Genomic DNA, 14,465 nt, shown 5'->3' with positions numbered 1-14,465 from the left:
TGAGCTGAACCGAGACCACCCACCGTCCGGTCCCCCGGCTCCGGCGACAGCTCGGCGGCCCGACACAGAGTCCGCGCCGCCATCGAACCCGCACTGCGTCGCAGACATTCCTCGGCGGCGTGTTGCAGCAGCGTGGCGACGTCCTCGTCCGGCCCGTCCGCAGCGGCCGCCAGGTGCCAGGCCCGCTCCATGGTGGCGTCCCGCGGCAGAGCCTCGGCCAGCGCCCGATGCGCCGCCTGCCGTTCCGAGAAGGGGGAACCGTCGTAGACGGCTGCCGGGATCAGCGGATGCCGGAACTCCAGGCGGGCACCCGAGGCACGGAGCAGACCCGAGCGCAGGGCCGCGTCCCAGGTGGCGGTGTCGACGCCCCAACCGGCCCCCGCCCGGTGCACCACGTGCCGGTCGCCCCGACCCTGGGCGGCAGCCAGCAGCAGCAACGCCCGGGTCGACGGCTTCAGGGCCTCGAACCGTGCGCGGAATGCCCGCCGCAACCGTGGCCCCACCGACACCGCGTTCCCGGACGGCGACAGCGTCGAATCGCCGTCGGTCTCGTGATCGAGGGCGGGCAGTTCGTGCAGCGCCAACGGGTTGCCTCCCGCCGCCTGCACTGTCCGCTCGACAAGCGTCGCGTCGGCCTCCGGCACGACGGCGCTCACGAGCCGGCGGGCGTCGTCGTCGGCCAGACCGCCGATCTCCAACGTCGGCAGCCCCTCCCACGGCCCCGAGGCAGGATCCTCGTGTCCGGTCAGCAGCACCGCGACCGGCTCCGTCGCCACTCGACGAGCGACGAACCCCAGGCAGTGCGCGCTCGCCTCGTCGACCCACTGCGCGTCGTCCACCACGACCAGCACCGGTCGCTCCCGCGCAAGACCGGACAGCAACGACAGCACGGCGGCGCCGATGAGGAAACGGTTGGCCGGGTCCCGGCTCATGCCCAACGCACCCCGCAACGCCGCAGCCTGCGGGACCGCGAGCGTCTCCAGCCGATCCAACACCGGCCACAGCAGTTCGTGCAGCGCCGCGAACGCGAGCCCTGCCTCCATCCGGGTGCCCCGACACCGCAACACCGTCGCGTCGGACGCCGCCTCGACGGCGTACCCCAGCAGAGCGGTCTTGCCGATGCCCGGCTCACCCCACAGCACGAGCCCGGAACCCGCGCGATCCGCCGCCCGATCCAGCAGCCGGTCCAGCACCGCGGTCTCGGCGCGCCGTCCGAACAGCTCCATGTCCCACCCCAGAATGTCGCGCCCGGCCGTGATGGCACCGCCGTTTTCAAGGCTATAGCCCGGTCTGCCCCATCGCGGACGACCGATCGACCGACCGATCCGCGTCGGCCACACTGCGGCACACTCGATCCGTGACCCCTTTCCGGCCGGACCGCTGCTTCTCCCGGCGGATCGGTCCGTTCGCGCTCGACCGCGTCGGGCGCGTCACCCATGACAGCGCGGACACGTCCGAGGCGTCAGTGACGCGGTGTCACGAACGCTGGTGACGTGGTGTCACTGCTCGTAGCAACACCGAAAACTGGAGGACGTATGGCAGTGAATGTGAAGGATGTTCCCGAAGCTAGCCGGTACGAGGCTCGGGTGGAGGGTGAGTCCACGGTTGCGGGTTTCGCGCAGTACATCCGTACCGCGGAGTTGGTCGCGTTCGTGCACACGGAGGTCTCGCCTCAGTACGAGGGCAGAGGAGTGGGCGCGGCCCTGGCCCGTGCCGGTCTGGACGAGGCCCGCGCCGCGGGTCTGTTGGTGTTGCCGACCTGCCCGTTCATCGCGGGGTGGATCGCCCGGCATCCCGAGTACCGGGACCTGGTGTACCAGTCCCGCAGCAGAGTCACCGACTGACCGGCAGGGCGCGGCGGCGATACCGGTCAGCGATACACCACGTGCGCTCTGAGCGCATCGAGGCGGCCGCCTGACCTGCGTGCTAGCATTGCTCTCATTGTCTCAGGTGAGGAGATGGTGATGGCAGCGCTCAGCATCAGAGATCTCGACGACGCGGTGCGGGAGAAGTTGCGCCGTCGCGCTGCGCAGCATGGCCGATCGATGGAGGCCGAGATCCGCGACATCCTCACCAGGGCAGTCGCCGAGGATGCGCCGGTGAATGACCTATTCGGCGCACTCACTGATCGATTCGCCAGACTCGGGGGCGTCGAACTGGAGCTGCCGTCTCGGTCGACATCACCCCGCGCAGCGAGCCTGCCCGAATGATGATCGTTCTGGACACCAACGTCGTTTCCGAACTCATGCGGGCCGAGCCCGCACCGGTGGTTCTCGCGTGGATCCAGCGGAACTCGCGTGCCGGCCTGTACACCACGGCGATCACTGTCGCTGAGATCCGCTACGGCATTGCGCGGCTGCCGGCAGGGCAGCGCCGGGAGTCACTGCACCAGGCCGCCAACGAGATCTTTGCCGCCTTTCCCCGCCAAGTGCTGCCCTTCGACCTCGGCGCAGCCAGCGCCTATGCCGACGTCGTCGCCGGGCGGGACAGGCTCGGCCACCCGATCGACGGGTTCGACGCCCAGATCGCCGCCATCTGCCGCGCCCAAGCTGCCACCCTCGCCACCCGTAACACCAAGGACTTCACCGACACGGGGATCGGCGTCGTCGATCCCTGGCAGGAGCCGTCCGCCTGAAGCCACTGTTCGGTCTGCCACATCAGCGGCACGTGTGAAACGGTCCCCAACCTTGGCAGGTCGAGCAGCCCAAGACCGTGAGCTGAACCGAGACCACCCACCGTCCGGTCCGTGCGCCGGGCCGCGCCCATCAGGGATGTGTGTCCCTTGTCGACATAGATTCCGGCGATGCCGGGGACGACCCGGCGGCCCGAATGGGGACTTTCGGCGGTCCGGCCGAGGGATGTCATGTTGGCCGGTGGGGAGGCGTGCCGGCGTCACGTCGCTTCGGTGATGACGGCGATGAGGCGAGGTACCTGGTGCGCGGCGGAAACGTCTGCAAAGAGATCATGGCCGTTCCTGGCCGGTTCGTGTTGACCGGAGCGATGACCCAGGAACGCCACTCGACCGCGTTGGCCGTGTCGATTGCCACGCCACCACCAGCCGAGGGCATGCTGGTACATCTCATCGAGGAGTCGCCGCGTTCGGCGGTGGGGTTGGACCATCTGCGCGGGCAGCCCTTTGCCGATGAGATGGTGCTGGTCCCATGGGACATCGATCGTTGGACGACGGGACCACGCCCGCTGCCGGATGACCCGGAGGCACTGGGCGGCCTGGCCGATCTGTACCGGATACAGGTGCAGGTGCCGGTGGGTAGCGCCCGTTCGCCTCGGCTCGTTCCGGTCGGCGTGGATGGTCGGGAGTCGTCGTGGCCGGACGCCGACGCGGTACGCGTGTTGCCGTGGTCGCAGGTCGCGGGACGGGCGGTGGTGCAGGCGGCGTACGCGCGTGTCGTGGCGGGCAAAGAACCGGGTCGGCGGCGGCTGGACGGGGTGTTGGCCGACCTGGCGGGGATTCAGCAGGGCTTGCGGGTAGCGATTCCGCCAGGGTCCCTGGCTGCCGCTGTCCACCTCGCGTGGGCCGGCACTGAAACGCAGGCGGCGGAGCTGGTGCGGCGGGTGCTGCCGGTCGCCGTCTCGAAGTTGCCGGAGGTGGTCGGTGAGGCTCCGGAGGCGGTGGACGCCACCGTGTTGCTCGACGCCCTGCGAGACAACCCGGGTTCGGTCGCCCTGGCGTGGTTGCGGCAGCCCGGTGGGGCGCCGACGGTGGCGTGGCTGCTCGGGGACGGCGCGGAGGTGCGGTGGATCGGGGCCCTGGAGTCGCAGGGTGCGGGAACCCTCATCGGATCGATCGACGACCGACGGTTGACCGCGCTGCGCGGCGGCCTTACGGCGGTGCTGCTGGACAGCGCTGGCGGGCGCCTTCGACCGGCCAGGGCGACAGAATCGATCGTCGCGCGGGCCCGATCCGCTCCGGCGTCCGGTCAGGTCTCCGACGTGGTGCGACCTCGTCTCGCCGAGTTGCGTCGGATGTTGATCGAACGCTCGGGTGAACTGACGAAGCTGCGCTCTGAGATGGTGACAACCGGAGCGGTCAGGGACGCGGGGAGTGCGGCAGCCTCGGTTGGGGCTGCCGGCCTGACCGGGCGGGAGCGAACCCTGCAGGCGGAGATCGCCCGGCTGCGCGCCCGCATCACCGAGCTCACCAGGATCGCGGCTGACTTCGGGGTTGAGATGACCCCGACAGGTCTGGTCAGCCAAATCAGGGTGCGGCAGTCAGGAGGCGGTGACCCGGGTTGGCTCGATGTGCCGGTGCTTGTCGATGGGACGGGCGTCCACGGCCTGCATCCGGAGACCAACGAGCGGACCGGGGACTTTCGCCTGGTCGACGGTGAATGGCGGGCCCGGCTGCGTGGGGGCAGCGGGATGCCGGGCGACGACTTTCGCCAGGACGACGAATTCTGGGAGGGTATGTGGGTCGGCGACCGGGCCTCGCTGCCAGTACCGATGGACGTGGACGCGACGGTGGATCCGGCCCTTCTGCCGGTGGTCGATCCGGTCCCTCCGCCGGTCCTCGACTCGGACAAGCACTGGCAGCCCCCGCAGAGAGCGGCGTTTGTCGGCACGCTCTCCACCACCGGGAAACTGGCGGTGATGGGCCGCCTCGTGAAGCTGAGGCCGGTGAGCCGTAGCACCACGGTCGGGTACTGGACCGACGACACGAGGGTGTGGGTTCAGCTGCCTGATGGCGGTCGGGTCATGGTCGTCTACCCGCACCCGGTCTTTGGTCTGCGTGGCACCAGAACGAGAATAGTCGAGGGCTGGCGGCGGGTGCCCGGCGTGGAGGCGACGGCCGCTCGGCGAGGCATTCCGGATAGTAAGAGTCGGCTCTCTGTAGACGGTCGCCGGATAACGCTGAACGGCCTCGGCGGGACTGAGGTCGAGTACCGGTACGACGCGACGACGGTGTGGCTGCTGTTGCCTGATGGCAGAAAGATCATGGCTACCCACTCACATCCGGTCTTCGACCCGGCGGCGGCCGGGCCGGTGACGGAGGCCGGCTGGTCACGCGAACCGGGCGAAACGGCCACGTGGCACAGCGGCAAGATGTCGGGGAGTCGACTCTGGGTGAACCACCGACGAGTGGTTCTCGGGTCCGACGTTCACGCCGATGCCGATCTCCGGTACACGTATGACGCGACGACGGTGTGGCTGATCTTGCCGAGTGGACAGCAAATCATGGTCACGTATCCATACCCGGCCTTCTACCCGGCTGGTGCCAGTCCCGTGGTGGAGGAGGGTTGGCCGCGGGAACCGAGCGGGAAGGCGGCAATGGCCCGGCTCGGGACCGCCGGTGACAACGGTCTGGATGTCGACGGGCGGGAGGTTCCGTTGTGGCCGACACACGACGGGAGCCCTATCAAAAGCCAGGTCGCGTACCGGTTTGACGAGACGACGGTGTGGGTGCGGTGGCGTGATGGCCGGAAGGCCATGGTCACCTACCCGCATCCGGTCTTCGGTCCGTCGGCAGCGGGTCGGGTGGTGGTGGATGGTTGGCGCGATCCCAACTACCTGATGGTCTCTGACAACTGGCCCGAGCCGGGCGGCGGTCCGATGGAGCTGGACGGATCACTGCAGGCGACGGTGGTGCCGGTGCCGGGATCCACCGGCGTGGTGGTGGGCGGTGGCGAGCCGGGTCGGCTGAGGAGCGATGGCTGGATGCCTCCGCAGGAGGCAGCGTCCTCCGCAATGCTCCATAGCGGCACGATGACCGTGAAGGGTCGCTCGGTGCGGCTGCCAACCAAGTACGGCGATACCGAGGTCACGTACTGGGCTGACGATACGAGGCTGTGGGTCCTTCTGCCGGATGGCAGAAAGGCCATGGTCGTCTATTCGAATCCAGTCTTCGGCTCCGGTTACGATCGATCGACGGTGATCGGAAGCTGGGAGCGGCAGCCGAGTGGGCTCGCGTCGGCGGCTCGTCCCGGCACTCTGGACAGGCAGAAGCGACTCGCTGTCGACGGCCGCGTCGTGCTGCTGGCCGGTCACCTTGAGGCCAAAACCAAGGTCGAGTACCGGTATGACGCGACGACGGTGTGGGTGCGTTCGCAGGACGGCCGGGAAGTCATGGTCACCTATCGGTATCCGATCTTCGACCCGGCGGCCGCGGGACCGCTGATGGTGGAGGGCTGGCCGCAGCAGCCGAACGCGATGGCGGAGTTCAGAAGCAGCAATCTGGTGCAGGGACAGGTACGTGTCAACAACCGTGTCGTGCAACTGGGGAGGAAGTACCCAGACAGCCCGCTCGACTACGCGTATGACGCGAGGACCGTATGGGTGCGTTTAGCCAATCGCCGGAAAGTCATGGTCACCTATCCGTATCCCGTCTTCGACCCGGCTGACCGTAAGCCGGAGGTGGAGGAGGGCTGGTCACGGGAACCGAGCGCGCAGGCGGCGATGGCCCGACTCGGCACAGTCAGTGCCTTCGGCCAGATCTCAGTCGACCGGCTCCTCCTGTACTTCGGGAAGAAGATCGGTGGGACATCGACCCAGGGACCGGTCGCGTACCGGTTTGACGAGACGACGGTGTGGGTGCGGTGGCGTGACGGCCGGAAAGCCATGGTCACTTTCCCCTATCCGGCTGCTGCCCCGGCTGCTGCGGGTCCGGTGGTGGTGGATGGTTGGCGTGATCCCAACTACCTGATGGTCTCTGCCGACTGGGACGGTGGCCCGGTGGATCAGGGTGAGGATCCGGTCTCGCTCGATGTAATTCGCCAGGACGAGGAGTTCCGGGCGGACATGTGGCACGACAGTGAGAAGGAGTCACTGTCCGGCCCGATGGACCTGGACGGAACGGCTGATGACGATGCTGTGTCAGTGGTGGATCCGGCCGACACGTCGTTGGCGGATGCCCCCGCAACACCCGCGGCGAGTGTGAGCGACGCGGAAGCCAGCGATGGCGAGCCGAGTCAACTGACGGAGGATCCGTGGCAGCCGCCGCAGAGCGCACCATCCACCGGCAAGATCCGCAACCGGAACTTGCCGGTCATGGGCCGCGACGTGCGGCTGAGATCGAGTCACGCAGGTGCCACAGTTCCGGGCGGCACGATGGACCCGGCCCCCATGTCCGTGGTGAATCTGGCCGATCTATCGATGGTGGATGCCCCGGCAGCGCCGGCGGTGGGTGTGGGCGGCGCGGAAAGCGATGTTGGCGGGCCGAGTCAGCTGAGTGAGGAGCGGTGGCAGCCGCCGAAGGAGACGGCGTCCGCCGGCAGGCTCTCGTCCGGGACCCTGATGGTGATGGGCCGTGAGGTGTCGACGAGGTCGAGGTACGCCAACGTCTGGGTCGAGTACTGGACCGACGACACCACCGTGTGGGTGCTTCTGCCTGACGGTGATCGAGTCATGGTCGTCTACCCGCAATCGGTGTTCGGCCCGCCCGGCGCCAGATCGACGTTCGTCCATGGTTGGCTACGGGGGCCGAGTACGCAGGCGACGGCGGCTCGGCGCGGCATGACGAACAGTGCGGGTCGACTTGTTATCGACGGCCGCAAGGTGTCTGTGGGTAGATACCGTCGTACCGAGGTGGAGTACCGGTATGACGCGACCACGGTGTGGTTCGCTCTGCCGAGTGGCGAAAGGGCCATGGCCACCTATCCGTACTCGGCTCTCATCCCGGCTGCTGCCGGACCTTCGGTGGAGGACGGCTGGCCACGACAGCCGGACGCGACGACGGAGTGGGGCACCGGCAAGCTGTCACGAGGAGAACTGTGGGTCAACGACCGGCGGGTCAAGTTCGGGGCCGACAAGTACCCCGATGCTCAGGTTCTGTACGCGTTCGACGCGACGACGGTGTGGCTGACTCTGCCGGGTGGCAAACAGGCGATGGCCACTTTTCCGTACCCGGTCTTCTATCCGCCGGGTGCGGAGCCGGTGGTGGTGCAGGGCTGGCCGCGGGAACCGGGCCCAGAGGCAGCGATTGCCCGGCGCGGCACCGTGACGCACGGCGGTCATCTGTCGGTGGACGAGCGCTCGATTGCGCTGGGGAAGACAATCGATGGGAAGTCGACCGAGGGCCTGGTCGGCTTGCGATTCGATGCGACGACCGTGTGGGTGCGGTGGCGTGATGGTCGGAGGGCCATGGTCACGTTCCCGCACCCGGTGCTCGATCCTGCTGCTGCGGGTCCGGTACTGGTGGATGGGTGGCGTGATCCCAACTATCTGATGGACTCTGACCTCTCGCCCGAGTGGGGCGATGGTCCGGCGGCATCGCCGCCCGTTCCGATGGATCTGGACGAGCCGCTGAACGCGACCGTCCGGCCGGCGGTGAATTGGGTGAGCTGGCCGCCTCCCGAGGAGACAGCGTCCACCGGCGATCTCCGCAACGGAAAATTGATCATCCAGGGTCGCGTCGTGCAGTTGGGGCCGAGGCACGGAAGCGGCACCGTCGAGTACTGGACTGACGACAAGACGGTATGGGTACGGCTGCCGGATGGCAACGAGGCCATCGTCGTTTACCCGACCCCGACTTTCGGCACGAGTGGTGCCACGCCTACCCTGGTGCAGGGCTGGCCGCAGCAGCCGGATGACCTGGCGGCGGCAACTCGGTCCGGTAAGCCGGACAGCGGTGGCCAGCTGCGTCTCGACGGCCGCCACGTGTCGCTGGGCGCACACTTCGCGGCCGGGGGCGAGGTCGAGTACCGATACGACGCGACGACGGTGTGGGCGCGTTCACCGGGTGGTGGCACGGAGATCATGGTTTCCTTTCCGTTCCCGGTATTCGATCCTGCTGCTGCCGGTCCGTTGGTGGCGGACGGCTGGTCACGCCAACCGGACCCGTCGGCGCGGTTCGTCCGCGCCGCCCTGAAGCAGAGGACTCTGAAGGCGAACAACCGGTTCGTGCGTATCGGGGAGCGCTATCCCGATGCCACGGTCGACTACACGGTGGACGCGACGACGGTGTGGGTGCGGTGGCCCGATGGTCGGAAGGCCACCGTCACGTACCCGTACCCGGTCTTCGATCCGGCGGAACGGAGGCCCGTGGTGGTGGAGGGCTGGCCGCAGGAGCCGGGCGAGCAGGCGACGCCGGCCCGGCTCGGCACGATCAGTGCCGCGGGTCAGATGTCAGTCGACAAGCTCATGGTGTATTTCGGGCAGCGGATCGGTGGCAGATCGCCGCGGGCCGTGGTGGCGTATCGGTTCGACGCGACCACGGTATGGGTGCGGTGGCGTGATGGTCGGAAGGCGATGGTCACGTACCCCTATCCGGCTCTTGTCCCGGCTGCCGTAGGCCCGGTGGTGGTGGACGGGTGGCGTGATCCCAACTACCTGATGGTCTCCGACGATTGGCCTGAGCACGACGGCGGCCGAGCAAATCCTCGTGGGGAGCCAGTCTCGCTCGGCCCGCCCGTGAGCGCTCAGTCGGTGGCAGCCACTCACGAGAGTGCCGCTGTCGCCGAGGTGTCGGTCGGCCGTGGTCGCCGTGGGGTAGCCGATGACCGGGGTGTGGTGGTGGTGGGTGAGATGGCTCGGTGGCGGGAGTGGTCGCAGGCTTCGGCGGTGGTGGTGGCGGCGCGGTCGTCTGCGCGTCCGGTGGTGGTGGTCGATGCGGGCGAGGGCCTGGGGCCACGCAGTGCGGTGCTGTCTGCCCTCGGCATGGTGTTGTTGCAGTTCGGCCGCCGTCGACAGCAGCCGCTGGTGGTGGCGACGGGGCTGGTCTCCGAGGTGATGACGGTGGTCGGTCGTTACGGGTTGCCGGTGATCGGTCCGGATGGTGCGGGTCCCGATGCGAGGTGGCAGGTTGTCGGTCCGGATGGTGTGGTGCACTGGTCGGCCCGGGCGTTCAGCATGGCCTCGTTCGCAGTCGCCGGTGAGGTGTCGCCGAATGCGGTGCAGCGTGCCGATTCCGAGGTGCTGACGCAGTGGTTGGCGCAGCCCGACTGGCCGGCGGCGGAGAGTTTCCTCCGGGAGAACACCGGCGATCTGCTGCATCCGCAGATCCGGCAGGAGTTGGTGCAGTTGAGTGAACAGGATCCGGCCAACCGGTTGCTGCCGGTCTTCAAGACCATTCTTGACCTGGTGGGGGAGAACGGTCGCGCGGTCGATCCGGCCGACTCCCGGTATCGCGCTCCGGGACCGTCCGTGGTGGAGCCGTTCGACGGGGTGCGGGGGCCGCTGTCGGTGACCTTCGCTCTTGACTATCTGGAGCCGAAGCCCGATCCGTCGCACCGTAAGCCCTGGGATGACCGGTTGCTGCGGTTGATGTATCTGGACCCGCGAGCTCGTGATCGGGCAGGGCTTCTCGCTGCAGGGGTGCTCGGTGAGCAGCGGGGGCGAGTCGATGACGGCAGGTGGAACGCGACCGTGTTCGGTGGGGTGACCACGGCGCTGGGAATGACCGTGGAACAGGCCGTGGAGCAGGCCGCCAAGCCGAGGCCCGTGGGTGCCTGGGGGAAGGCGTTGGAGGATGTGGCCTGCTGCGAGGCGAACCCGGAACACCGGATGTACTGGATTCCCCGGATGGACGAGTTGCGTGACCTGGTCTCGGTGAACGGTATTCCTGGGTGGATCGACGGTCCGGCGCCGGCACATGGGCAACTGTTGGAGGTGCTGACCGAGACGCTCGCGAGTTGTTGAGGCGCCGGCGCCGTACCGTCTGCCCGTTCCTGAGCGACCGAGCCCGCCTGGCGGGACGAGGTCGGCGCAGCGAATCGATCAGAGGTAGACCACCCGACTGCGGCGGTCGGCGGTGACCGCGTCGAGTCCGGGCGCGTCGAGGTCCACGTAGAGCTGGAGCAGTTGCACCACCGGGTCGAGGTTGACCCCGGCCGGGAGCGGAAGGTTGATGGTGTCGTTGTTCGGCCGGTTCGGTGAGCTGGCGGCGTCCCACACCGCGCGGACCACGTTGCCGTCCGGGCCGGTCGCCTCGACCTGGGCCCGCAGCGTCTTCGGGGTGCCGGTGGCCTCGATGACCGCGGTGAACGATCCGGTCGCGGGGTCCTTGGTCACCGAGAGCTTGACGCCACCGACGACCTGCACCACGGCCCCGATCGTCAGGCCGCGCACCGCGAAACTCAGCGTGCGGGCCAGCCCACCGGTGAACCCGGTGGAGGCCGGGTTGGGGGCCACGAAGACCTGGCCGTCGGTGAATGCGTGCAGGTCGGGCTCGCACTTGTACGCGCCACCCTTGGGCAGCGGCTGGTACACGCTGGTGTTCGTCGCCGGTTCCGACTGGGTCAACGTGTAGGAGAGTCCCACGTCGTCACCGGAGACGTTGTGCGCGTACAGGTTCGGTTCACCATCGATGTTGATCACCTCGAACTGCACGCCACCGGTCTGGTACGGGTCGGAGGTCTGCCCCCGCTGCGCCAGCACGAGCATCGGCAGGACGTTCGCCGCCACGCTCGCCACCTGCACCAGAGAGCCCAGCCAGTCGTCGAGCCCGGCCAGGCTGGCCCGTGCCGGCTGTACCGCTGCGGGGCCGGGAGCCGCCGTCGCGCTGCCCGGTGCGGCCAACCCGACCGTTGCGGCGGCACCGCCGAGTACGGCCGCGCCCCGCATCACGTCCCGGCGACTCACCGACCGACGACGGTGCTGTTCGTCCTGCATCTCCGACCTCCGCATCCGGCTGTGGTGTGCCGCGAGGCCGGTGTCGCACCCGTCGCCACACCGTGGGTGAAGGTGATGTTACTTGCGGTAAATATCGAAGTCTATCGTTCAATGGGGTGGGTTCGTGTTTCACCACGCGACGATGAACCACGGCACCACGGTCGACCAGGATGCCGGTCACTCGCCGGCGCGGAGGACCTCGCTCAGCCGGTCGCGTCGCCGCAGCGCCGCCTCGACAGGTACGACTGCGGCGGCCGTCGCCACCAACGTCGCACCGAACAGGCCGAGCAGCCACCACGGCAGAACCGTCGCCGGATCGGCGGCCTGACCGGTGAGCAGCCGCAGTTCGAGCGGGCTGAGCGTCAGGTGCGCGAGCAGGGCCCCGAGCAGCGGGCCGCACACCGCGGCGACCACGACCGGCGGCAACAGTTCTCCGGCGGCGACCCAGCGGGCGTCGCGGGGCCGCAGGCCGAGGGTCCGCAGCCGACTCAGGGTCTGCCACCGTTCCGAGGCACCCGCGGCGGCGGCGAGGGTGAGGCCGAGCAGTCCCAGCGCCAACACCACGATCGCGGCCGTCCACGCCAGTCGGAGTGTCCCTGCGGTCAGCGGAGCCGCTCGTTGCACCCGCTGCACGTCCGTGCGCAGGACGACATCGGCGGCGACGCCGGTTGCCGACACGGCCTGCGCCGCACCGGAGCCGGTCACCCAGACGGTGTTCGGAACGGCGGGCAGCCCCGCCTCGGCGAGGGCCGTGGCGTCCACGATGACGACGTCGCCGGCGCCGCCGACGGAGGGAGCGGTACCGACCGAGGTGAGACGGATCGCCGGGCCGCCGTCCCGTGACAGCTGCAGCCGGGTGCCCGTCGGCACGTCGCCGCCGCCCGATCGGACCAGCGCGGGGACGTCCGCGGAGCCGGGGCCGGGTGTCGCGAGCCGCGCCAGCGCAGGCGCGTCGGGCAGCGGGGTGGTGGCCAGCAGGCGCGCGAACGCGGCGGCGTCCACGACGACCAGGCGTGGGGTGAGCGGCGTCGACTCGGTGAAGACGCGCGCCGAGTCGGTCACCTGCGCGACGACGACCTGCTCGACCCCGGGTGCGGCAGCGATGCGCTCGGCGAGTGCGGGCGTCGCGCTCGCGGCGTCGGCACCGACGTCGAGACGGGCGTCGGCACCGACGGTGCTCCACGCGCCGTCGGTCAGACCCCGGGTGATGGTGGCGCCGACGACGAGCGCGAACGACGCGAGCGCCGTGGCACTGATCAGCACCAGCAGCGGCAGCGCCCGTGCGGCCGTGGTGGCTGCCCGCGCGGCGCCGAACACGGCCAGCGGACGGCGTGAGCGCAGGGACTGGCGCAGCGCGAACCGCGCTCCGACGGGCAGCAGCCGCAGCACGACGAGCGCGCCGGCGAGCGCGCCCAGCGCGACGGCACTGATCGGGAGGACCAGGTCGCCGGTCAGCTCGCCGGCATCGTCGTCGGAGGCGACGGGCAGGAGCCCGCGCTGGTGCAGCGTCACGACGGCGGCGAGCGCCGCGATCAGCAGAGTCGCCTCCACCGCGGCACGACGCAGCCGGCCGGTGGCCAGGATCCACCGCCGCGCGGCCGGATTGGCCGGTTGGCGCCGGTCGCGGCTGGCGCGGGCCGCAGCGAGGATCCCGAACGTCGGCCCGGCCACGGCACCGGCCAGGACCACGGGGACGGCCCAGGTCCAGGAGACGCCCGGTGCGGCCGCGCGGGCGAGCACGAGCCCGACGGCGGCGGCCGACAGCGCCACCATCGTGGACTCGACGACCAGTTCCGCACCGAGGTCGGGGAGCGCCGCACCGCGCTGCCGAGCCGCGGCCAGTGCCGGAGTACGGCGACGGACCAGCAGGTCGGCGGCGAGCAGCAGGACCAGTACCGTGGCGGTCAGCACTCCGCCGAGCAGGACGGCGGCCTGCACGGACGCGGCGCTGATCTGGGTACGGGAGTCGCGTAGGACGCTGTCGAGCGACGATTCCCACTTCAGGGAGTCGTCGCGGACCGCCGACGAGCCGGAGGCTGCCTTGAGCTTGACCACCTGGCCGGCGAGCGTCGCGGTGGCACCCCAGGTCAACGCGCCGGGTTCGGGGGCGAAGTGGACGGTGCGCCGCAGTTGGTCCTGGTCGAAGGCGAGCCGGGCGTCCGGCAGCGACTCGCGTGACAGCAGACCGGCGAACCGGGTGGTGCCCACCCCGTCGGCACCGGGCACGGGACGCAGCAGCGCCGGGGCGAGTCGCCAGGCAGGGTCGGCGCTGTCGGCGGGTCGATAGATCCCGCTGATCCGGACGTCCTTGCCGTTGCCCTGGCCGTCCTGGACCGCGAGGCGATCGCCGGGGCCCAGGCGGAGGGCGGCGGCGTCGGCCTCGGAGAGGCCGACCTGCACCGGCCAGGGCGGTCCGTTATAGGGGACCTCGACGGACCGCTCGGGGACCGTGGGGCCGGGTGCGCTGCCGGCGATCCAGGTCACGTCCGGGCCGCCGAGGTCATCGGCCAGGTAGGTGAGCTGGAAGGTACGCGGCAGGTTGCCGCCGGTGATGGTGAGGACCGGGGTGTTGACCACGGCGATCGGCGGCAACAACGCGGCGTCCAGGTCGGGTCCGAGCGCGAAGGCCGCCCGTTCGCGGAAGTCCTCGACGTCCTCGGCGAGGCGGGACATCCGGAACCGGCCGCCGGTCGGCCCGTCGTCGCGTTCCCAGTCGGCGTGCACGAGAACGTTCGCGTCGGTGCCCGCGCGGCGGACCGTGTCCTGGACGGCGTCGTCGGCGGCGGCACGGAGCAGCGCCGGTACGGCCCCGGCGAGCAGCGCGACGGCCGTGATGACGGCGGCGGTGAGCAGCAACGCCCCGGCGTCGGCCCGGCCCGCCGCGGACGCTGGGCCCTGGATCT

Annotated in this window: 7 protein-coding genes; 4 read left to right on the top strand and 3 right to left on the bottom strand. The window is 69.8% G+C overall.

Annotated elements, in window-relative coordinates; genetic code table 11:
- Positions 1-1,226: AAA family ATPase (locus EYA84_RS13400; RefSeq protein ID WP_131053374.1), on the bottom strand; the 1,226-nt coding region annotated here is incomplete at its 3' end.
- Positions 1,227-1,535: 309 nt separating this feature from the next.
- Between EYA84_RS13400 and EYA84_RS13395 the strand changes: the two genes are divergently transcribed.
- From EYA84_RS13395 to EYA84_RS13380, 4 genes are all read left to right on the top strand, one after another.
- Positions 1,536-1,844, top strand: coding sequence for a GNAT family N-acetyltransferase (locus tag EYA84_RS13395; protein WP_131053373.1), 309 nt, complete (start codon positions 1,536-1,538; stop codon positions 1,842-1,844).
- Positions 1,845-1,964: 120 nt separating this feature from the next.
- Positions 1,965-2,210: an Arc family DNA-binding protein gene (locus tag EYA84_RS13390; protein WP_131053372.1), complete on the top strand. Its 246-nt coding sequence runs from the start codon at positions 1,965-1,967 to the stop codon at positions 2,208-2,210.
- Positions 2,207-2,635, top strand: coding sequence for a type II toxin-antitoxin system VapC family toxin (locus tag EYA84_RS13385; protein WP_236145745.1), 429 nt, complete (start codon positions 2,207-2,209; stop codon positions 2,633-2,635). Before EYA84_RS13390 ends, EYA84_RS13385 begins: the two co-directional genes overlap by 4 nt.
- Positions 2,636-2,883: 248 nt before the next feature.
- Positions 2,884-10,590: a hypothetical protein gene (locus EYA84_RS13380; protein WP_131053371.1), complete on the top strand. Its 7,707-nt coding sequence runs from the start codon at positions 2,884-2,886 to the stop codon at positions 10,588-10,590.
- Between the two features lie 78 nt (positions 10,591-10,668).
- Here EYA84_RS13380 and EYA84_RS13375 read toward each other — a convergent pair whose 3' ends face one another.
- Both EYA84_RS13375 and EYA84_RS13370 read right to left on the bottom strand, forming a co-directional pair.
- Positions 10,669-11,562 (bottom strand): hypothetical protein, encoded by an 894-nt coding sequence (locus tag EYA84_RS13375; RefSeq protein ID WP_131053370.1) that lies wholly within the window; start codon positions 11,560-11,562, stop codon positions 10,669-10,671.
- A 177-nt stretch (positions 11,563-11,739) separates the two neighbouring features.
- On the bottom strand, positions 11,740-14,465 hold a 2,726-nt coding region (locus tag EYA84_RS13370; protein ID WP_394347569.1), incomplete at its 5' end, for an FtsX-like permease family protein.

The organism is Verrucosispora sp. SN26_14.1, from assembly GCF_004307965.1.
In the GTDB taxonomy this organism is placed as follows: domain Bacteria; phylum Actinomycetota; class Actinomycetes; order Mycobacteriales; family Micromonosporaceae; genus Micromonospora.
Note: the sequence above shows the minus strand (reverse complement) of the source record. Positions and strands in the feature narration are given on the sequence as shown.